Here is a 21056-nt window from a genome sequence, read left to right on the forward strand (position 1 = left end):
CGGTCGAGGGCAAACCGACGTAGGGCGACCTTATGTCACCCGCTTACGGCAGGCGTGTGACCTTGGCGGCCAGGTCGGGACGCGGCCGTTCCAGCGCGGGTTCCTTCAGCGTGCCGATGTGGATGAAGCCGGCGACGCTCTCGCCCTCGGTCAGGCCGAACAGGGCGACGCCTTGCGGGTCGTAGCTGTACCAGTCGGTGATCCAGCTGGACGAATAGCCGAAGCTGGAAGCCGCGTGTTCCAGGTTCATGCAGACCGCGCCCGCTGACAGGTGCTGCTCCCAGATCGGCTTGGACCCTTCGACCGGTGTCGAGACGACCAGGATGGTGACGGGTGCGGCGGTCAGCTTGGCCAGGACCGCCTGATCCTTGGCCGGGCCGTTGCGCAGTTCGACCAGCACGGCGAGGCGCGCGGCGATGTCGGCGCGCGATTGGGGACCCAGGACCACGAACCGCCACGGGAACAGCTTGCCGTGGTCGGGCGTGCGGGCGCCCAGGGTCAGGATCTCGTCCAGCTCCGCCTCGGACGGGCCGGGTGCGACCAGGGCCTGGGCCGGGGCGGAGCGCCGCTGGGCCAGGCGGTCCCGGAAATCTTTCGACGGAACGGGCGGGGGCAGGGGTTCGTTGAGCGCGACCATGCCGTCTAGCTAGGCTTTCATCCGCGTCTTCGCCATAGGTGGCCCATGCGCAAATCCGACGAACCGAAATGGGCCGAGGGGCTGGCGAAACCGCCGGCCTGGCGCAGCGACGGAACCGAGACGGTGTTCGACAGCCCTTGGATGGCGCTGACCCGGCATCCGGCGACGGCGCCGACCGGGATGAAGGCCGACTATGCCGTCGTGCGGTTCAAGAACGTCGGGACGGGCGTCCTGCCCGTGCACGAGGACGGGACGGTGACTCTGGTGGGCCAGCAGCGCTTCGCCCACGCCAACTACAGCTGGGAAATGCCCGAGGGCGGCGCGCCGCTGGACGAAGATCCGTTCGACGGCATCCGGCGCGAACTGGCCGAAGAGGCGGGGTTGCAGGCCGAACACTGGCTGCCGGCGCTGAAGGTCGAGATGTCGAACTCCATCACCGACGAGATCGCCATGACCTGGATCGCCTGGGGCCTGTCGCCCGCGCCGACCGACCCGGACCCGACCGAGATCATCGCCGTGGTGCGTGTGCCGTTCGTGGATCTGCTGGACGAGATCGGGCGGGGAACGGTGCGTGACAGCCTGACGGTGGCGACGGCCTACAAGGCCTATCATATGGCGATGAACGGCGAACTGCCCGAGGCGCTGGCGCGCGCCTTGCTGGGGCGCGTATGATGTCGCCGAAGGAGCCGGTCATGGCCAAGCTGGAAGTCGTTGCGGAAACCGAAATCGACAGCGTGTGGCGTCAGCTGCGCGCCTCGGCCGAGGCGGCGTCGCGCGAGGAGCCGCAACTGGGCTCGCAGATGAATGCGGTGATCCTGTCGCACGACGACCTGGCTGGCGCGCTGAGCTTCCAGATCGCGCGCAAGCTGGCGGACGGCGAGATGAGCGCCATGTCGGTGCGCGAGGTCTGCCTGTCGGCGTTCAAGGCCGATCCGTCGATGGTCGAGGCGGCGGAGGCGGACCTTCAAGCCGTGGCCGAACGCGACCCGGCGATCCGCAACCTGTTGCAGCCCTTCCTGTATTTCAAAGGCTTCCAGGCCTTGCAGGGCTGGCGCGTGGCGCATTGGCTGTGGGGGCAGGGGCGCGAGACGCTGGCCTTCCATTTCCAGAGCCGGATCTCCGAACTGTTCCAGCTGGACATCCATCCGGCCGCGCAGATGGGCAAGGGGCTGTTTCTGGATCACGGCACGGGCATCGTGATCGGGGAGACGGCGGTGGTTGGCGACGACGTGTCGATGCTGCACGGGGTGACCCTGGGCGGGACGGGCGCCGAACGCGGCGATCGCCATCCCAAGATCGGCAAAGGCGTCCTGCTGGGCGCCGGGGCCAAGGTGCTGGGCAATATCCACGTCGGCGACTACGCCAAGGTGGCGTCCGGCTCGGTGGTGCTGAAGGCCGTGCCGTCCGGCTGCACCGTGGCGGGGGTGCCGGCCCGGCTGGTCAACTGCCCGACCAACGCCGAACCGGCCCGCACCATGGATCACACACTGGCCGATGTGGTGTACGACTTCGTCATCTGAGCCGACGTCTCACAAGGCGATCCTGAGCGAGGCGCGGACGCTGCGCGGGGCGCCGGGGTAGATCCACAGGGCGCTGTAGGAGCTGGCGGCGTAACGCGCGTCAAACAGGTTGTCGACCTCGACGCGGGCGGTGACCTGGGGCGTCAGGCCATAGTCCAGCGCCGCCTTGGCCTTCCAGTAGGCGGGCAGTTCGGGCGCGCCGAGCGCCAGGCCGCCGGCCCGATCACCAACGTAGGCCGCGCCGGTCATGAACGACCAGGTCGTGCCGTGGGTCGTGGGGAAGCGACCGATGACGAACAGCGAGCCGGAATGTTCGGGAACGTTCAGCACGGCGTCGGTGGCGAAGGCGCGGTCGTCGGCCCTGGCGTCGGTCCAGCCGTAGTTGGCGACCACCTGCCAGGCGTCGTCGATCTTCAAGGCGCCGTCCAGTTCGATCCCGTGCGTCGTCAGCTTGCCGACCGGGGCCAGGAAATTGGGATCGACCGGATCGGTCGTCAGAATGTTCGACTTCTCGATGTCGAAGACGGTGGCGGCGAGGTCCAGACCGTCCCAGGCGCCGGCCAGGCCGATCTCATAGCCCTTGCCATCCTCGGGTGCGAAGCTGGAGCCGTCGCGGCCCGTGCCCGAGTTCAGCACGAACGACTGACCATAGCTGGCGTGGGCGGTCAGGTTGTCGGTCAGGCGATAGCGGGCGGCGAAACGGTATTTCAGGGGCGTGTCGCGGGCCTCGCCGACGGCGCCGGTGCGGTTGTTTCGGATGGTCTGATCGTAGTCGTCGAACCGCAGCCCGGCCAGCAGGCTGAGGCGGTCGTTCACCTCCCACAGATCCTGGGCGTACAGGGTGACGACGTCGCGCGTTTCCAGATTGTCGGTAAAAGGCAGGGGCGTCGGCGGCGTGACCGCGCCATAGACGGGATTGAGGACATTGATCGGATAGGGATTGGCCGCAGTCGGATTGATGCGCAGCCACTTCTCGCCATAGGTCAGCTGATAGGCCTTCACCCCGAAACCGAGGTTGTGAACGCCCAGTTCCGTCTGGAGCACGCCGTTCAGCTCCAGCCGGGCCGACAGGTCCTCGACCGAGAAGTCGCGTCCGCGGCGCTGGCGCCACAACTGATCGCCGACCAGGCGCGAATGGTCGCTCGACAGACCCTTTAGCGAGCCGCCGCGCCAGGCGACGCCGCCGTTCAGGCTCCAGTCGTCATTGATCCGGTACTCGCCGGTGATCTGATGCCGTTCGTTCCGGAACCGGGTCACGCCGTCGCCGGGCTCGCCGTAGTAGTTCGAGGGCGGCAGGAACAGCGCGTCGCCGTTGATCGCCGGCATTCCTCGGTCGAACAGGGCGGTGAAGGTGGTGAACTCGCCCACATAGGTCAGGCGCAGATCATCGTTTGGACGCCAGGTCAGGGACGGCGCCACCACGGTGCGGTCCAGGCCGACATAGTCGCGCCAGCCGTTTGAGGTCTCGCCCGCCACCACAAGCCGTCCGGCCAGGGTGTCGTTGACCGGACCGGTCAGGTCCAGTTCGCCGCGACGCAGGCCGAACGATCCCACCGTGGCGGTAAAGGCGGCGGCGGTGGCAAAGCGCGGTGTCTTGGACACGATATTGATGCGTCCGGCCGGATCGATGTCGCCGAACAGCGCGCCGGACGGCCCCTTCAGCACTTCGATCCGCTCGGATGTGGCCGGGTCACGAGGCGGGGCCATGCCGCGATTGGCCAGAAAGCCGTCGACATAATATTCCGCCCCGCCGTCGGGCGTGCCCAGGAAGCCGCGAATGGCGAAGTTGTCCATGACGCCGCCGCGATTGTTCTGCTGACTGACGCAGCTGACTAGTTCCAGCGCATCGGCCAGGCGCGTCGCGCCCACGGCCTTGATCAGATCGTTCTCGATAGCGCGGCTGGACGGCGACATGGCCTCGGTGATCGGTCCTGCGCCCAGGGTCAGGTCACGCGGCGCCGAGCGGCGGCCCAGAACGACGATCTCCCCTACCGTTTCAGGCTCGACCGCCGCGACAGCGACGGGGGCGGGGGCGTTGGCGGCGACCAGCAGGCACGCGCCGGCGCAGCTCAGAAGGAGGGACAAGGCAGGCTCCGTTTGAAATGTTATACTGTATCGGCTATCCGCTTCCGCCTGATGATGTCAACCGCTGCAACGCTTGTTCCCGCCTCCGATTCTTCGACTGCCGCGCCCCGCCGTGCGGTCGGTCGGATCCGATCCATCGACGCCCTGCGAGGCCTGGTCATCCTGCTGATGCTGGTCGATCACGCGCGGGAGTTCTTCTTCATCCACGCCCAGGTCTCGGACCCGATGAATGTGGAGACGACCTCGCCGGCGTTGTTCTTCACCCGGCTGTCGGCCCATTTGTGCGCGCCGGTGTTCGTGGCCCTGACGGGGTTGGGGGCCTGGCTGTACGGAAACAAGCAGGCGGGCGGCGGGAACGGCGCCGGCGCGGCATCGGCCTTTCTGCTGAAGCGCGGTTTGTTTCTGGTCGTGCTGGAGTTGACGGTGGTCAACTTCGCCTGGACCTTCTCGATCACGCCCGAGTTGATCTACCTGCAGGTGATCTGGGTCATTGGCCTGTCGATGATCGCGCTGGCGGCCCTGGTGCATCTGCAGCGCCCGGTGCTGATCGCCGTTGGGCTGGTCATCGTGTTGGGTCACAATCTGCTGGACCCGATCACCATCGCGGCGGGACAGCCGGGCCATGCGATCTGGGCTGTGCTGCATGATCGCGGATTTATAGACTTACCTTGGGGCGGTCAGGCGAGGACGTCCTATCCGCTGCTGCCTTGGATCGGGGTGGCGGCCCTGGGCTATGCCATCGGCCCGTGGTTCGCAGGCGAGCAGAGGACGCGGCTGAGGCGGCTGGTGCTGATCGGAGTGGGCGCGCTGGCTCTATTCATCGTGCTGCGGGCGATCGATGTCTATGGGGATGCGCCGTGGGCCGTGCAGGCGACGCCGATCCAGACGGTGATGAGCGTGCTGAACCTGACCAAATATCCGCCGTCGGCCGACTTCCTGCTGCTGACGCTGGCCGTCGGGGCGCTGATCCTGGCGGGGCTGGAAAAGGCGCCCGATCGGTTGGTCGGCGTGTTGGCGGTCTTTGGCGGAGCGCCGCTGTTCTTCTATCTGATCCACCTCTACGGGCTGCATCTGCTGAACCTGGCGGCCCTGATGCTGTTCGGCGCCAATCAGGGCGAGGGCTTCGGCGTGCCCGGCGTTGGCTGGGTGTGGTTGCTGGCGGCCGTGGTCGCCGTGCCCTGCTGGTTCGCCTGCCGCTGGTTCGGCGGGGTCAAGCGGCGCAGTTCGCAATGGTGGATGAAGTATCTCTGAGACGGGAAAATGCGCGACGCCAGTTTCCCTGAACCACCGATGTCTCTAGGGTCCGCCGCCAACGTTCAGACCATGAGGCCCCCCCGTGAAAGACACCGACCTGAAGCGCATCGAGGCCCACCTCAAGCGCACCTTCAACACCGGCGGCATCATCGTGAAGGCCCGCCCCAAGCAGAATGACTCGGCCGAGGTCTATGTCGGCGACGAGTTCATCGGCATCGTCTTCGAGGACGAGGACGAGGAAGGCTCGTTCATGTTTGAAATGGCGATCCTGGCCGAAGACCTTCCGGCCTAACCGCCGACCGATCCGACCGCCCGGCGTGAATGCGCCGGGCGGTTTTCGTTTGCGCCGACCCGTTCAGCGATACGGGCCGGTCAGCGCGTGGGGGCCGCGCGTTCGAGGCCATAGAGCGCCTCGACAATGTCCTCGGCCTTCTGCTGGACCAGTTGCTGGGCGTCGTGGACGCCGCGATTGTAGAAGGCGCCGCCGATCTCCTTGCCGATGAAGTCCAGCAGCATCTCGGCCGGAAGCTGGCCGAGTTCCTGATCCAGTTCGCGGGCGAAATAGTCGCGCAGTTTGGCGGTGATCGCCGCGCGTTCTTCCCTGGAGAATTCGATCGGTTTCATGCGACCTCGGCCAGGGCTTCTTCGGCGGCAACCCAGGCGGCTTCGGCGGCGGCGAGATCAGCCTCCGTCTTGGCGCGGGCGCGGGTCAGGCCTTCCAGGGCCTTGGGATTGCTGACCGAGGCGGTGGCCATGTCGTCGTCGATGCGGGCGATCTCGGCCGTCAGGCGGGTCATGGTCTCCTCCGCCTTCTTGACCGCGTGACGCAGGGTTGAGGGCGAAGGGCCGGATCGCTTCTTGTTGCCCCTATCGTTCGCGCCCCCGCCTTTTGAAGAATTGGCGCTCTCTGCTTGAGGGGCGCCTGAGCTCGCTTTGGCCTCTTCCTTCTTGATCTGGCTGGGCTTGGCGATGGCCTGTTTGGCGCGGTCGAGGACGAACTTGGCGTAGTCGTCCATGTCGCCGTCGAACGGCTTGACCGTGCCGTCGGCGGCCAGCCACAGGCGATCCGCCACCATTTCCATCAGCGAGCGGTCGTGGGTGATCAGGATGACGGCGCCGTTGTAGTCGTTCAGCGCATCCAGCAAGGCGCGGCGGCTGTCGATGTCCAGGTGGTTGGTCGGTTCGTCCAGGATCAGGACGTGGGGCGCATCCATCGCCACCATGTTCAGCAGCAGGCGCGCGCGCTCGCCGCCCGACAGGCTATCGACCGTGGTCTCCTGCTTCTCATAGCCCAGGCCGAACTGGGCCAGTTTGGAGCGGCGGGCGCTTTCGGGCGCGTCGGGCATGGCGCGGCGGATGATCTCCAGCGGCGTGTCGGTCGGATCCATCGCCTCGATCTGGTGCTGGTGAAACCAGCCGACGCGCATCTTCCTGTCGCGGTGAAGTTCGCCCTCGGACACGTCCAGAGCGCCGGCGATCATCTTGGCGAAGGTGGACTTGCCGGCGCCGTTGACGCCGAGCAGGCCGATCCGGTCGTCAAGATCCATGCGGAGGTTCAGATTGCGCAGGATCGGCTTGCCCGGCTCATAGCCGACATTGGCCCGCTCCAGCCGGATCAGCGGCGGGGCCAGCGGGCGCGGCGGAGAGGGCAGGGTGAAGGGGGCGACGCGCTCCTCGATCGTGGTGGCCACGGGCTGCATCTTCTCAAGCCGCTTCATGCGCGACTGGGCCTGGGCGGCCTTGGAGGCCTTGGCCTTGAAGCGATCGACGAAGGCCTGAAGGTGAGCGCGTTCGGCGTCCTGCTTGGCCTTGGCCGACAACTGCAGCCGGGCCTTTTCCGCGCGGGCCTTTTCGAAGGCGTCGTAGTTGCCGGTGTAGAGGGTCAGGGTGTGGTTCGCGAGGTGCAGGATGTGGGTGCAGACCTCGTTCAGCATCTCGCGGTCGTGGGAGATGATCAGGGCGGTGTGCGGGTATTTCTTCAGCCGCGCCTCCAGCCACAGGGCGCCTTCCAGGTCGAGGTAGTTGGTCGGTTCGTCCAGCAGCAGCATGTCCGGCTCGGCGAACAGGGCCGCCGCCAAAGCGACGCGCATCCGCCAGCCGCCCGAGAACTCCGACATCGGCCGGGCCTGGTTTTCCTGATCGAAGCCCAGGCCGACCAGGATTTCGGCGGCGCGCGCGGGCGCGGCGTCGGCGTCGATCTCGATCAGGCGCGACCAGATCTCGCCCATCTCTTCCGGCTCTGCGGTCTCGAGCCGGCCCAGCAGGGTATGGCGTTCGACGTCGGCCTCTAGGATAGTGTCGATGACGCTGACGGGGGTCGCCGGATGCTCCTGATCGACCGAGCCGATACGGGCGGTCTTGGGCAGGCTGATCTCGTCGCCGGCGGCGTGAAGCTCGCCCAGGATCAGCTTGAACAGGGTCGACTTGCCGATGCCGTTGCGGCCGACCAGACCGACCTTGGAGCCGGGCGGCAGGCTGACGGAGGCGTCCACGAGAAACTTGCGGCCCCAGGCGTTGAAGGTCAGGTCGGTGATCTGGAGCATTGCAGCGAAGGTTCTTCGATTGGTCGGCGTCCCTCAATCGGCAGGTCGCCATGCGGCGTGCGTCAGGGATGCAAAAAGGGACGGTTGGAAACGTGGGAGGTGGTCGCTATAAGCCCGCGACACTCAATCTCCCAACAAGAAGTCAATTCCCATGACCGAACGTACCTTCTCGATCATCAAGCCCGACGCCACGCGCCGCAACCTGACCGGCGCGATCAACGCCGTGATCGAAGGCGCCGGCCTGCGCATCGTGGCCCAGCGCCGCGTCAAGCTGACGACTGAACAGGCCAAGAAATTCTACGAAGTGCACGCCGAGCGCCCGTTCTACGGCGAACTGGTCGAGCAGATGACGGCCGAGCCGGTCGTCGTTCAGGTGCTGGAAGGCGACAACGCCGTCGCCGCCTATCGTGAAGTCATGGGCGCCACCAACCCGGAGCAGGCCGCCGAAGGCACCATCCGCAAGCAGTTCGCCCTGTCGATCGGTGAAAACTCGGTCCACGGTTCGGACAGCCAGGACAACGCCAAGATCGAAATCGCCCAGTTCTTCACCGACGACCAGATCGTCGGCTAAGCGCTCAAGTCGCGAGGGACCGCGTCCCGAGCGTAGCACGAGCACCAAGCGCTCAAGTCGCAAGGAACCGCGTTCCGAGCGTAGCGCAAAAAAGAGGAGCTATGCGAGAGCGTCAGCTCTCGCATAGCGTGACTATATAGGCCCGCGCCCGGAACCGGACGCGGGCCTTGTCGTTTGGTGGTCATTATCTCGTTCGTCTCCCGGAGAAGACCCATGAAGACCATGATCAAACTGGCCCCCGTCATCGGCGTCGTGGCCCTGCTGGCCGCCTGCGGCCAGACGATGGAACAACGCGCCGCCACGGGCGCCCTGGGCGGCGCCGTCGCCGGTCAGGTCATCGGCGGCAACACGGGTTCGACCGTGGCCGGCGCCGCCATCGGCGCCGTCGCCGGCGCGGCGACCAAGCCCCGCTAAATCAGGCTAAGTCACTGGGGCGAAAGCCCGGATGACAAAAAGGCCCGGAGCGTTCGCTCCGGGCCTTTTCTACGTCTGACGTCCGGCGCCCTTACCAGATGCGGGCGCGGGCCTCGGGCGCGATATATTCCTTCTGGTCCGGGGACACGCCGAAGGCCGCGTACCAGGCGTCGATGTTGCGCGGCGAGGTGGCGGCGCGCACCGGGCCGGGCGAGTGCGGGTCGGTGGTCAGCTGCTCCTTCAGAGCCGCCTCGCGCGACTTCTCGCGCCAGACCTGCGCCCAGCCCAGGAAGACGCGCTGATCGCCCGTCAGCCCGTCGATGACCGGCGCCGGCTGGCTGTTCAGAGACTTGTGATAGGCGTCCAGCGCCAGCAGCAGGCCGCCCAGGTCGGCGATATTCTCGCCCATCGTCAGGTCGCCGTTGACGTGCACGCCGGGGATCGGCTCCAGCTTGTCATAGATGTCGCCCAGCACCTTGGCGCGCGCCTCGAAGCGGGCAGCGTCTTCCGGCGTCCACCAGTCGCGCAGCACGCCGTCGCCGTCCGACTTGCGGCCCTGATCGTCGAAGCCATGGGTGATCTCGTGGCCGATGACCGCGCCGATGCCGCCGTAGTTGACGGCCGGGTCCGCGTTCGGATCGAAGAAGGGCGCCTGCAGGATGGCGGCCGGGAAGACGATCTCGTTGCGCGGCGGGTTATAGTAGGCGTTCACCGTCTGGGGCGTCATGCCCCATTCCAGCGGATCGACCGGCTTGCCGATCTTGCCGCGCTTGTAGGCCCATTCGAAGGCCGAAGAGCGTTCGACGTTGCCGTACAGGTCGTCGGCCTTCAGCTCCAGCCCGTCATACGAGCGCCACTTGTCGGGATAGCCGATCTTCACCCCGAACTTGGACATTTTGTACAGGGCCTGCTCGCGCGTGGGCTCGCTCATCCAGTCCAGGGTCTTCAGCCGCTCGGTCATGGCGTCGCGGATGTTGCCGACCAGGGCCTCCATCTGGGCCTTGGAGGAGGCGGGGAAGTGCAGGCGGACGTATTCCTGAGCCAGGACCTCGCCCAGCTGACCATCGACCAGGGCCACGCCCCGGTTCCAGCGCGGACGGTTCTCGGGCTGACCGCGCAGCGTCTTGCCGCGGAAGTCGAAGCGCGCGTCGACGAAGGCCTTGGACAGATAGGGGCTGGCCTGATCGACGACATTGAACGCCTGCCAGGCCTTCAGCGTCTCGATCGGGGTGTCGGCGAACACCTGGGCGATGGCGGGGATGGCGGTGTTTTCCATCAGGACCAGGGTGTCGACATCCGACACCTGGGCGCCGGCCAGGAAGCCGGCCCAGTCGAAGCCGGGAGCCAGGGTCGCCAGGTCCGAGGCCTTGGCCGGGTTGTACAGCTTATCGATCTGGCGACGCTCGACCGTCGTCCACTGCTTGTCGGCGACCTTGGTTTCGAAGGCCAGGATGTCGGCGGCGGTCTTGGCCGGATCGGCCCAGCCGATGGCGGTCAAGGTGGTCGTCAGATAGGCCAGATAGGCCTCACGCTGGGCGGCGAAGTCGGGCTTCAGATAGTAGTCGCGGTCCGGCAGGCCCAGCGATCCCTGACCCAGATAGGCCGAGTTCAGATTGGGGTTCCTAAGGTCCTCGAACACGTCGATGCCGAACAGGGAGCCGCCGAAGCCCGAATGGCTCTCGCCCATAAGGCGCGCCATGCCGGCGTGGTCGGTGACCGCCTTGACGGCGGCGAGGTCGGCGGCCAGCGGCGTTGCGCCCAGCTGCTCGATCTTCGCCTCGTCCATGAAGCTGGCGTACAGGGCGCCGACCTTGCGGGCGTTCTCGTTGGCGGGATTGGCGGCGCTGGTCTCGATGATCGACTTCAGCTGGGACTGGGCGTTCTCATACAGGACGTCGAACGGGCCGAAGCGCGACTTGTCGGCCGGAATCTCCGTCGTGCGCAGATAGGTGCCGTTTGCGTATTCGTTGAAGTCGTCGCCGGGTTTCACCGAGGTGTTGCGACCGGCCAGATCGAAGCCCCAGGCGCCGAAGGGGCTGTGGGCCGCGCCAGGCATGCCGTGCGAATGCTGGTCCGAAGCGTTCTGGGCCGAAGCGTCCTGGGCCGAGGCCGCGCCGCCGGTGAGGGCGACGACGATACAGGCCGAGCAGGCGGCCATCAGACGAATGCGAGTCATGGATACAGAGGGTCCCGATTGAGGTCGGCGCACCATTGCGCCGGTGCGGCGGTCTGTCGCATGACGTTTTTGTAATCTTCGCGCCGCTAACGGCGAGGCAGGTCTCGGCAGAAGTCGGCCAGCGCCCGCGGGTAAAGCTGATGCTCGGCGGTCTTGACGCGTTCGGCCAGGGCCTCGGCCGTGTCGCCTTCGACGATCGGCACGCGCGCCTGGCCCAAGATCGGACCTTCATCCACGCCTTCGGTCACCAAATGGACCGTGCAGCCGGCCTCGGCGTCGCCGGCGGCGATCGCACGGGCGTGGGTGTCCAGACCCGGATAGAGGGGCAGCAGACTGGGGTGGATGTTCAGCATCCGCTCGCGCCAGCCGCCGACCAGCCAGGGCGTCAGAACGCGCATATAGCCGGCCAGCGCCACCACCTCGACGCCGGCGTCACGCAGGACGGCGTCCACCGCCCGCTCATGCGCCTCACGGTCCTTGCCGTACGATTTATGCGCCACGGTCGCCGACGCCACGCCCTTGGCCGCCGCAATCGCCAGACCGCCCGCGCCCTCGATGTTCGACAGCACCAGCACGACCTCATAGCCGCTGTCCGGCGCCTGACCGGCGTCGATCAGAGCCGCCATGTTGGAGCCCGCCCCCGAGATCAGGACGGCGACGCGGACGGGCGGGGCGGCTTGGGGCGACATGGCGCCTCGCATGACGGCGCGGGCGACGCTTGGCAAGTTCAAACGCGATCCACCCTTGTTGTCGGCTGGATTCGGGCGTTAGCGTGTAACGCCGACCGCATGGCGAGGGGTCGTGGGTTGGCGTGTACAGGGGACTATCGCATGAAAAGACTGATCTGCCTCGCGGCCATCGCCGCGATGCTGGGCGCGCCCGCGGCGGCGCTGACCCAGGAAAGCGGGACCAACAGCAGCAGCAACAATGGCGGGGGCGCCGCGATGCGCTCCGCAACCGACCGGTTCCGCAACGCCAACGCCGAGGCGATCGAAAAGGACTGGGCGCGCGCACCGGTCGAGGAGACCGAGGTCACGACGGCCCATTCGGTCAATGCGCACGGAAAGACCCTGCGCTACAAGGCGACGGCGGGCACCCTGACGATCCGCGATGACGCGGGGATGCCGACCGCCAGCCTGTTCTACACCGCCTATACACTGGAGGGTCAGCCGGTCGGGACGCGGCCGGTGACCTATCTCTACAACGGCGGACCAGGCTCGCCGACCGTGTGGCTGCATATGGGCTCGTTTGGGCCGATGCGGGTCCAGACCGATGAGCCGACCGTGGTGCGGCCGGCGCCCTTCGCCTTCGGCCCGAACGACCAGACTCTGCTGGATCAGACGGATCTGGTCTTCATCGACATGGTTGGCGCGGGCTTCTCGCGTCCGTTGGGCGAGACGCCGGGCTCGACCTTCTGGGGCGTGGACGGAGACGCCGACGCCTTCGCCCGCGCCATCATGCGCTACACGACCAAGTTCAGCCGTTGGTCCAGCCCGAAATACATCATCGGCGAATCCTATGGCACGCTGCGCACCGGTGCGGTGGCGTTCCAGCTTGAAGATCGCGGGATGTCGCTGAACGGCGTGGTGCTGCTGTCGTCGATCATGAACTACGGCGTGCGTCAGCCTGGGTATCCGCAGAACTTCGTCACCCTGTTGCCGACCTATGCGGCGACGGCCTGGTATCATCGCAAGCTGGCGAACCCGGCCGCGACGGTCGAGGAACAGGTTCAGCACGCGCGTGACTTCGCGTTGGGGCCATATGCATCAGCTCTGGCCAAGGGGCACATGATCTCTGACGCCGAGCGCGCCGATATCGTGCGCCAGATGAGCGAACTGACCGGCCTGTCGACCACCTTCATCGACAACGCCAATATGCGCGTGGACCTCGGCGCCTTCCGCAAGGAACTGCTGCGCGACCGGCGCCAGACGATCGGGCGGCTGGACACCCGCTACATGGGTCTGGACGAGGATGCGGCGGGCGGCGAGCCGGAGGATGATCCGTCCAGCTCGGCCGTGACGGGGGCCTATTTCGGCATCTTCCGCGACTATGTGGCAAACCAACTGAACTACAAGACCGACGTTGAATACCGGATGTCGGCGCGCGGTCTGCCGGGCTTCAACTGGAACTGGAGCCACCGTCCGCCGGTGGGCGGGCCGCAGACGACGCCGAACACGGCCATTGATCTGGCCACGGCGATGCGGCGCAATCCGTATCTGAAGGTGATGTCTCTGAACGGCTATTACGACGCCGCCACGCCCTTCTTCTCGACCGAGTTCGACCTGGCCCAGATGATGCTGGAGCCCAGCCTGCGGCCGAACCTGGAGTTCACCTACTATGAGGGCGGGCACATGATGTACCTTAGCCACGACGCCCTGGTGAAGCTACACGCCGACCTGTCGCGCTTCTACGCCGAGACGGCGAACGGCGGGGCGCGGTAAGCCCCGCGCGAACTGGGAGCGGTTTAGGCCGCTTCCAGTTGTCCGCAGACGAAGGCGACTTCGCCGGCGTTGAGCAGGGCGGCCAAAACTGGCTCGGCGTTCTCGGGCGCGACGATCAGGATGAAGCCGACGCCGCAGTTGAAGGTGCGGCGCATCTCGTGGTCGCTGATGCCGCCGGTTTCAGCCAGCCACTGGAAGACGGCGGGCATGGGCCAGGCGTTCCAGTCGAAGCGGGCCTGCAGACCCTCGGCGATGCAGCGGGGCGGGTTTTCGATCAGGCCGCCGCCGGTGATGTGGGCCGCGCCCTTGACCAGGCCCGCCTTCATGATCGGCAGCACCGGCTTCACATAGATGCGGGTCGGCTCCATCAGGGCCTGGGCCAGCGAACGGTCCTTGGCGAAGGGGGCGTCGTCGCCCCAGGCCAGGCCGGACTTCTCGACCACCTTGCGCACCAGCGAATAGCCGTTGGAGTGCGGGCCGGTGGAGGCCAGGCCGATGATGACGTCGCCGGCCGCCTGACGATCCAGATAGGGCAGGGCGTGGCCGCGCTCGACGGCGCCCAGGCTGAAGCCGGCCAGATCATAGTCGCCTTCGGTGTACATGCCCGGCATTTCGGCGGTCTCGCCGCCGACAAGGGCGCAGCTGGCCTGACGGCAGCCCTCGGCGATGCCGGCGACCACGCGGCGGGCGGCGTCGATCTCAAGCCGGCCGGTGGCGTAATAGTCGAGGAACAGTAGGGGCTCGGCGCCCTGGGCCAACAGGTCGTTGACGCACATTGCGACCAGGTCGACGCCGACGCCGTCATGACGACCGGTCTCGATCGCGATCTTCAGCTTGGTGCCGACACCGTCCGTCGTCGTGACGATCAACGGATCTTCGAAGCCGGCGGCCTTGAGGTCGAACAGGGCGCCGAATCCGCCCAGTGAGGGCTCCGATCCGGGGCGCGCCGTCGATTTCGCCAGCGGCTTGATATGTTCGACCAGCATTTCGCCCGCGTCGATATCCACGCCCGCATCGGCGTAGGTCAGACCGTTTTCGAGAGGCTTTTGGGTGTCGCTCATGGGATCTCGGGCCTGAATCGGGGCGGAAATGCAGCGCGGCTCTTGCCACAGGTAGGATGCGCGGGGCTATAGCATCGGAATGACGCCGATCACCACCACCGAGGCGCTGGCCGATTTCTGCGCCCGCGTAGCCAACGCTCCCTTCATCACGGTCGACACCGAGTTCATGCGGGAAACGACCTATTGGCCGAAGCTCTGCCTGATCCAGGCGGCCTCGGCCGATCACGCCGCCATCATCGACCCGATGGCGGAGGGGCTGGATCTGGAGCCGTTCTTGGACCTGCTGCGCGACGAGAAGATCGTGAAGGTCTTCCACGCCTGTCGCCAGGACGTGGAAATCTTCGTGCGCCTTGGGGCCATGCCCAAGCCGATGTTCGACACTCAGGTCGCCGCCATGGCCGCCGGGTTCGGCGAGCAGGTCGCTTATGATTCGCTGGTGCGGCAGATGCTGCGCATCGAGGTGGACAAGGGCAGCCGCTTCACCGACTGGGCGCGCCGGCCGTTGTCGGACAACCAGCTGGTCTATGCGCTGGGCGACGTGACCCATCTGGCGGCGCTGTATCCCAAGCTGCGCGACCGGCTGCAGAAGGAAGGCCGGCTGGAGTGGGTGATGTCGGAGATGGAGAGCCTGACCGATCCGGCCCTCTACGACACCAATCCTGAAAACGCCTGGAAGCGGCTGAAGCCCAAGAAGTTCTCGGCCAAATATCTGGCGGCGTTCAAGGCCGTCGCCGTCTGGCGCGAGCGGGCGGCGCAGGAGCGCGACCAGCCGCGCGGCCGCATCCTGAAGGACGAGGGCATCGACGAGATCGCCCAACAGACCCCGACGGATGTCGAGGCCTTCAATCGCCTGCGCTCGGTGCCGAAGGGTTTCGGCGGGTCACGGCTGGGTCTGGAACTGGCCGAGGAGTTGAAGCGGGTTCTGGCCGATCCCGAGGCCTTTGCGCCCGAGATGGAGCGCCCCGCCCACCGCCAGCCGGCGCCGCCGTCGGTCGTGGAGCTGTTGAAGGTGCTGCTGAAGGCCAAGAGCGACAACGCCGGCGTGGCCTCCAAGCTGATCGCCACCGTGTCGGACCTGGAAAAGATCGCCATCAGCGACGATGCCGACATTGACGCCATGAAGGGCTGGCGCCGCCAGATCTTCGGTGAGGACGCGCTGAAGCTGAAGCGCGGGGAGATCGCCCTGGTGCTGAACGGCGCGCGGGTGGAAGTCGTCGAGATCGAGTAGGGAGAACGTCTCCTCCCCATGCAATGGAGAAAGGGACCGCCCCGGGGTCTCGCCAAAGGCGAGCCCGATACCAGGCTGAGCGGTGGAGGGGCTCTTGAAGTCTCACAGCCGCCTGCGCTGCGGCTTAGAACCCCTCCGTCACGGCGCTGAAGAAGCGCCGCGCCACCTCCCCGCCAAGTGGGAAGGAGACGCGTCGCCTAAATCTTCAGCCCCAGGTCCATCGCCTCGGCGAGGGCCTTGGCGCGCTTCTTGGTCTGTTCGCCCAGGAGGACGTCGGCGTAGCCTTCGGTCGCCGTCAGCCGCAGGTCGCCGCCTTTGACCTTGGCGGCGGCGTTGGCCATCAGCTGGGGCGAGCGCCCGGACAGATCGCAGGCGAGACGGATCGCCAGGCCGATGGCGCGGGCGCGCTTGGCGGCGGCGGCGTCGAGCAGGCGGTCGATGACCTCGGGCTGAGGCGTGGCGGGCGCGCCGCCGTAGCGGGCGTTCATCGCGCTGGCCAAAAAGGCGCGTTCCGTGTGGCTGATGCCGGCGACGGGCGCGCGCAGCACCTGGTCGAAGACTAGCTCCAGCCGGTGATCCGGGTGCAGTCGCGCGCCCAGATCCGCCAGACGGCAGGCGGCGCTGACCAGCACGGCGTCGCGTTTCTCGCCGAACACCTCGGGCAGGGCGGCGACGATTTCGGAAATCCAGCCGTTCAGCGCGCCGGGCAGGGCGGGGGCCACGCCCTGACGACCGCCCAGGGCGGTGCAGCCGGCCAGAAGCGGATCGGCCGTCCGCGTCGCCTCATCCAGCGTCTCGAACAGCAGGCCCTCGCGCACGCCCCACGCCGACATCTCGATCTGTTTGAGACCCAGATGTTTGATCAAGGCCTCGAGCACCAGGCCGGCGTAGGGCAGGGTCTCGGCGCGCTTCTTCGACACGCCGGGCAGTTTGGCCAGGCTGGCCGCCGACTGTTGCGCGACCAGACGCGCGGTCTCCAAAGCCTCATCGGCCGACATCTGATACTGATGCACGACTTTCAGCGGATAGGATTTCAAACCCATATGGACCTGGGCCAAGGTGCGCCAGGCGCCGCCCACGGCGTAGAGGCGCTCGCTCTTGAACTGGGCTGCGACCGGTTTCAGGGCCTGATCGATACGGGCCTTGATGCGCTCGGCGTCGAAGGCCTTGCCGTCAGCCAAGGCAAACGGACCCAACGGCAGGGTCAGACCGTTCTCGACGCCGTCTCCGTTCAGCCGGGTCAGCTCCAGACTGGCGCCGCCCATGTCGGCCGAGACGCCGTGAGCCAGGGGCGCGCCGGCCAAGACGCCCATGGCCGCGTATTTGGCCTCTTCCTCACCCGACAGGACGCGGATCTGGAGGCCGGTCTCGGCGGCGACGCGCTCGCAGAACTCCGGCCCGTCCAAGGCTTCGCGCACGGCGGCGGTGGCGGCGATCAGGGTCGCGTCAGGCCGCACGCCCTCCAGAACGGCGGCGAAACGGCGCAGCGCCGTCATCGCCATGACCACGCCCTCGGGCGACAGCTTGCGGGTCGTCGGCAGGTCGCGGCCCAGGCCGGCCAGAACCTTCTCATTATAGACGGTCCAGATCGCGCGGCCTTCCAGCCGGTACAGGACCAGACGAACCGAGTTTGAACCGATGTCGATCGCGGCGATGTCGCGGTCGGTAAGCATGATGTCGGGCATCAGCGGCCTGGACGCTCGTAGCGCAGGACGGCGGGCAGGCTCTTGGCCTTGCGGCCGCGCCCGGACAGGCTGGGGTTGGTCATGAAGTATTTGTGGGCCGAGAAGGGCCGCTCAGGATCGGCGGGGGTGACGCGTGTATAGCGCCCTTCGGCGTCCAGCACCCAGCTTTGTGCATCGTCCTTCAGATTGGCGACCATGATCTGGTCCAGCACCTGATCGTGGACGGTGGCGTTTCGGATCGGCGTCATCAGCTCGACCCGGCGATCCAGGTTGCGCGTCATCCAGTCGGCCGAGGAGATGAAGACCTTAGCCTTGTCATGCGGCAGGTCCTTGCCATTTGCGAAACAGACGATGCGGCTGTGTTCCAGGAAGCGGCCGACGATCGACTTGACCCGGATATTCTCCGACAGGCCCGGCACGCCGGGACGCAGGCAGCAGATGCCGCGCACGACCAGATCGATCCGCACGCCCCACTGGCTGGCCCGGTACAGGGCGTCGATGATCTCGACGTCGACCAGGGCGTTCAGCTTGACCCAGATGGCGGCGGGCTTGCCCATGGCGGCGGCCGACATTTCCTTGCCGATCAGTTCGATCAGCGTGGCCTTCATGTTCAGCGGCGAGACGACCAGGGCTTCGAGGTGGTCCGGCGTCGCATAGCCGGTGATGTAGTTGAACACCCGCGTCGCATCGCGCCCCAGGACGGGGTCGCAGGAGAACAGCGACAGATCGGTGTAAACCTTGGCCGTCACGGGGTGATAGTTGCCGGTGCCGAAGTGGCAGTAGGTGCGCAGGCCCTCGCCCTCGCGCCGGACGACGACGCTGACCTTGGCGTGGGTCTTGTATTCGACGAAGCCGAAGACGACGTGGACGCCGGCCCGCTCCATCGCCCGCGCCCAGCGCAGATTGGCCTCTTCGTCGAAGCGGGCCTTCAGTTCGACCAGGGCGGTGACGTTCTTGCCGTTCTCGGCCGCCTCGATCAGGGCGGCTACGATGGGGCTGTCCTTGGACGTGCGATACAGCGTCTGTTTGATGGCGATGACGTTGGGGTCGCGCGCCGCCTGACGCAGGAACTGAACCACCACGTCGAAGCTCTCGAACGGGTGGTGGATCAGCAGGTCCTTCTCGCGGATGGCCGCGAACACGTCGCCGCCATTGTCGCGGACGCGTTCGGGATAGCGGGGTTCATAGCCCTTGAACTTCAGGTCCGGGTGGCCGCCGGGGATCAGGTCCGACAGCTGGGCCAGACCAAGCATGCCGTCGACCAGAACCACGTCCTGGGGCGCGGCCTCCAGCTCGCTGACGATGAAGTCGCGCAGATCGACAGGCATGGACGCCTCGATCTTGACCCGCACCACCGAGCCCAGGCGACGCTGCTTCAGCGCCTCCTCGAACTCCAGCACGAGGTCCTCGGCCTCTTCCTCGATCTCGATGTCCGAGTCGCGGATCAGGCGCAGGACGCCTTTTTCCTGAACCTCGCAGCCGGGGAACAGGTGATCGATGAACAGCAGCAGCACGTTTTCCAGCGTGATGAACCGCTTGTGCCCCGGCGTGGAGCGTCCGTCGGTCGGCAGTTCCCAGAACCGGCGCACCTGGGTCGGCACCGGCACCAAGGCGTAGAAGGTCTTGGTCTCGCCCTTGCGCTTCAGCTTCAGCGCCAGGGAGAAGCCCAGGTTGGGCAGGAAGGGGAAGGGGTGGGCCGGGTCGATGGCGAGCGGCGTCAGGACGGCGAAGAGTTGGTTCAGGAACTCGGGTTCCAGACGCTCGCGCTCGGTTTTGGTGATCTTTTGGCGATCGACGATCTCGATGCCGGCGACGGTCAGCTCCTTCTTCAGCTGACGCCAGCGCAGCTGCTGTTCGGCCATCAGCTCGCCGGCGGCGATGTTGATCCGCTCCAGCTGTTCGGCGGGCGTCAGGCCGTCGGCGGACAGGACGCGCAGCCGTTCGCGCAACTGACCCTTCAGGCCGGCGACGCGGGTCATGAAGAACTCGTCCAGGTTATTGGCCGAGATGGACAGGAACCGCAGCCGCTCCAGCAGCGGGTGGTTGGCGTTGGCCGCTTCTTCCAGCACGCGTTCGTTGAACGCCAGCCACGAGGTTTCGCGATTGAAGAACCGGCTGGGCGAGGCCATCAGCTCTTCGCTCAGCGCCAGTTGGGGGGCGCGAGAGGCGGGAACCTCTTCGCCTCGGGTGTCGTCATGGATCGCGGCGTCGGTCATGAACCGGTTCTCGCGCGCGCGTGTGACGGCCGCAAGCGGGCGCCGAGAAAATGTCGCGGGTCAGTCGGCGGCGGCGTCCATGGCGTCCAGCACCTGACGCGCCAGAACGCGGGTGACGGGGCGGTGGAGGGCGTCCAGACGTTCGACCACCGCGGCGGCGGTCTCGGCCGAGCGGTCCAGGCGGCGGACCAGATAGTCGATCACGTCGTCGGACGGGGTGATGCTGCGTTCGGCGAAGCGGGCGCGCAGGATGGCCGACAGGACCGCGTCGTCGGGCGCGGCGATGGCCACGGCGCGCACGGCGTCCAGCCGCGAACGCAGATCGGGCAGATCGACCGACCACTGACGCGGGGTCGAGCGCGACACCAGCAGCAGGGCGCCGCCGCCGGAGTTGGCCAGGTTGATCAGATGAAACAGGCTTTCGTCGTCGGCGTCCGCAGCACGGTCCAGCAGGACCGGCCGGCCTTCCAGTTCCAGCGGATCGATCAGCGCGGCCTCGGCGCCGTTCAGCGGCACGGCGCCGACCCGCTCGGCCCAGTCGGCGGCGAGGCGGCTCTTGCCCGATCCCGGGGGGCCGTGCAGCGCCAGCACCGCGCCCACGCCATCGGGCCAGCGGGCCAGGACGCGCACGGCCTCGGCGTTGCTGTCGGAGGTCACGAAGGCCTCGCCCGCAACCGGCCGCTCCAGCGGCAGACGCAGCTGGTCGGTCGTCGTCGGGGGCAGGGCGCTCAGCGCGGACATGCGTCTTTCATAGCAGAGCCCGGCGTTAACCGCGTCAGGCCCGCTCTGTTGGTTGCGGGGAGCGAACCGCGCCCCTGTGGATGAATCAGGCGAATTCGGCCAGGGCGGGGTTCAGCTTGCCGGCCTTGAACTCGGTCACCGTGTAATCGGCCAGGCCGTCAACCTGGAACGGATCGTCCTTCAGCAGGGTCTCCAGCTCTTGCTTGGTCCCGCCGCTGCGCACCACCAGAATGCCGCCGGTGCGCGGCACCATCGGCCCGGCGGCGATGATCAGGCCGCTGGCGACATGCTGATCCAGCCACGCGCGATGCTCGACCGTCCGCGCCTCGATGGCTTCGATGGGCTGGGTGTAGGTGATGGTGACGATGAACATGGCGGCCTCGGGCGGGATGGAAGCGCCAGATATCATGCGCGGCGGCAGGCTTTGCAACGGCTGAAACCTTGACTTTCCGGGGCGATGATGCGCCCTACGCCGCTTCGATTT

The 21056-nt window shown here is 66.9% G+C and carries 19 protein-coding genes; 8 read left to right on the forward strand and 11 right to left on the reverse strand.

What is annotated here, in order from left to right; translation table 11 throughout:
• Positions 1-43: 43 nt before the first annotated feature.
• A complete protein-coding gene (locus KAK88_RS06985) occupies positions 44-637 on the reverse strand; it encodes a nitroreductase family protein (RefSeq protein ID WP_242078419.1) in 594 nt (197 codons plus the stop codon).
• A gap of 45 nt (positions 638-682) precedes the next feature.
• On the opposite strand from KAK88_RS06985, the gene KAK88_RS06990 reads away from it, so the two are divergent.
• The gene (locus KAK88_RS06990; RefSeq protein ID WP_242078420.1) at positions 683-1309 is read left to right on the forward strand and encodes an NUDIX domain-containing protein; all 627 of its coding nucleotides are present in this window, start codon (positions 683-685) and stop codon (positions 1307-1309) included.
• A 20-nt stretch (positions 1310-1329) separates the two neighbouring features.
• Positions 1330-2157 (forward strand): serine O-acetyltransferase, encoded by an 828-nt coding sequence (gene cysE, locus KAK88_RS06995; protein ID WP_039243758.1) that lies wholly within the window; start codon positions 1330-1332, stop codon positions 2155-2157.
• Positions 2158-2166: 9 nt separating this feature from the next.
• Here the strand turns inward: cysE and KAK88_RS07000 are convergent, their stop codons facing one another.
• Positions 2167-4242, reverse strand: a complete 2076-nt coding sequence (locus tag KAK88_RS07000; protein WP_242078421.1) for a TonB-dependent siderophore receptor — start codon at positions 4240-4242, stop codon at positions 2167-2169.
• A 51-nt stretch (positions 4243-4293) separates the two neighbouring features.
• On the opposite strand from KAK88_RS07000, the gene KAK88_RS07005 reads away from it, so the two are divergent.
• On the forward strand, positions 4294-5493 hold the full coding sequence (locus KAK88_RS07005) for a DUF1624 domain-containing protein (RefSeq protein WP_242078422.1): 1200 nt from the start codon (positions 4294-4296) through the stop codon (positions 5491-5493).
• A gap of 85 nt (positions 5494-5578) precedes the next feature.
• The gene (locus tag KAK88_RS07010) at positions 5579-5788 is read left to right on the forward strand and encodes a DUF3126 family protein (protein ID WP_017504669.1); all 210 of its coding nucleotides are present in this window, start codon (positions 5579-5581) and stop codon (positions 5786-5788) included.
• Between the two features lie 80 nt (positions 5789-5868).
• Here the strand turns inward: KAK88_RS07010 and KAK88_RS07015 are convergent, their stop codons facing one another.
• Positions 5869-6120 carry a DUF2164 domain-containing protein gene (locus KAK88_RS07015; protein WP_242078423.1) on the reverse strand — a complete coding sequence of 84 codons (252 nt, stop codon included), beginning with the start codon at positions 6118-6120 and terminating at the stop codon, positions 5869-5871.
• On the reverse strand, positions 6117-8039 hold the full coding sequence (locus tag KAK88_RS07020) for an ABC-F family ATP-binding cassette domain-containing protein (RefSeq protein ID WP_242078424.1): 1923 nt from the start codon (positions 8037-8039) through the stop codon (positions 6117-6119). The genes KAK88_RS07015 and KAK88_RS07020 overlap by 4 nt, the downstream gene beginning before the upstream one ends.
• 151 nt (positions 8040-8190) lie before the next feature.
• On the opposite strand from KAK88_RS07020, the gene ndk reads away from it, so the two are divergent.
• Both ndk and KAK88_RS07030 read left to right on the forward strand, forming a co-directional pair.
• On the forward strand, positions 8191-8610 hold the full coding sequence (gene ndk / locus KAK88_RS07025) for a nucleoside-diphosphate kinase (protein ID WP_017504672.1): 420 nt from the start codon (positions 8191-8193) through the stop codon (positions 8608-8610).
• A gap of 213 nt (positions 8611-8823) precedes the next feature.
• Positions 8824-9024, forward strand: a complete 201-nt coding sequence (locus KAK88_RS07030; protein WP_017504673.1) for a YMGG-like glycine zipper-containing protein — start codon at positions 8824-8826, stop codon at positions 9022-9024.
• 91 nt (positions 9025-9115) lie between these two features.
• Here the strand turns inward: KAK88_RS07030 and KAK88_RS07035 are convergent, their stop codons facing one another.
• Both KAK88_RS07035 and purN read right to left on the reverse strand, forming a co-directional pair.
• Positions 9116-11200 carry a M13 family metallopeptidase gene (locus tag KAK88_RS07035; protein ID WP_242078425.1) on the reverse strand — a complete coding sequence of 695 codons (2085 nt, stop codon included), beginning with the start codon at positions 11198-11200 and terminating at the stop codon, positions 9116-9118.
• Between the two features lie 86 nt (positions 11201-11286).
• Positions 11287-11889, reverse strand: a complete 603-nt coding sequence (purN, locus tag KAK88_RS07040) for a phosphoribosylglycinamide formyltransferase (protein WP_242078426.1) — start codon at positions 11887-11889, stop codon at positions 11287-11289.
• 141 nt (positions 11890-12030) lie between these two features.
• Between purN and KAK88_RS07045 the strand changes: the two genes are divergently transcribed.
• Positions 12031-13641 carry a S10 family peptidase gene (locus KAK88_RS07045; protein WP_242078427.1) on the forward strand — a complete coding sequence of 537 codons (1611 nt, stop codon included), beginning with the start codon at positions 12031-12033 and terminating at the stop codon, positions 13639-13641.
• Positions 13642-13664: 23 nt separating this feature from the next.
• On the opposite strand, the gene purM is transcribed toward KAK88_RS07045, so the two are convergent.
• Positions 13665-14702 (reverse strand): phosphoribosylformylglycinamidine cyclo-ligase, encoded by a 1038-nt coding sequence (purM, locus tag KAK88_RS07050; RefSeq protein WP_242078428.1) that lies wholly within the window; start codon positions 14700-14702, stop codon positions 13665-13667.
• 79 nt (positions 14703-14781) lie between these two features.
• Here purM and rnd point away from each other — a divergent pair, with 79 nt between their 5' ends.
• Positions 14782-15930, forward strand: a complete 1149-nt coding sequence (gene rnd, locus KAK88_RS07055; protein ID WP_242078429.1) for a ribonuclease D — start codon at positions 14782-14784, stop codon at positions 15928-15930.
• A 197-nt stretch (positions 15931-16127) separates the two neighbouring features.
• On the opposite strand, the gene KAK88_RS07060 is transcribed toward rnd, so the two are convergent.
• The 4 genes from KAK88_RS07060 to KAK88_RS07075 form a co-directional block, all read right to left on the reverse strand.
• Positions 16128-17615: a Ppx/GppA phosphatase family protein gene (locus KAK88_RS07060; protein ID WP_242078430.1), complete on the reverse strand. Its 1488-nt coding sequence runs from the start codon at positions 17613-17615 to the stop codon at positions 16128-16130.
• Positions 17615-19831, reverse strand: coding sequence for an RNA degradosome polyphosphate kinase (locus KAK88_RS07065; protein ID WP_242078431.1), 2217 nt, complete (start codon positions 19829-19831; stop codon positions 17615-17617). The genes KAK88_RS07060 and KAK88_RS07065 overlap by 1 nt, the downstream gene beginning before the upstream one ends.
• Before the next feature lie 60 nt (positions 19832-19891).
• A complete protein-coding gene (locus KAK88_RS07070; RefSeq protein ID WP_242078432.1) occupies positions 19892-20572 on the reverse strand; it encodes a DnaA/Hda family protein in 681 nt (226 codons plus the stop codon).
• Between the two features lie 85 nt (positions 20573-20657).
• Entirely contained in the window at positions 20658-20981 is a 324-nt protein-coding gene (locus KAK88_RS07075; RefSeq protein WP_242078433.1) for a YciI family protein, read from the reverse strand.
• Positions 20982-21056 lie beyond the last annotated feature (75 nt).

This window comes from Brevundimonas diminuta (assembly GCF_022654015.1).
Classification (GTDB): domain Bacteria; phylum Pseudomonadota; class Alphaproteobacteria; order Caulobacterales; family Caulobacteraceae; genus Brevundimonas; species Brevundimonas diminuta_C.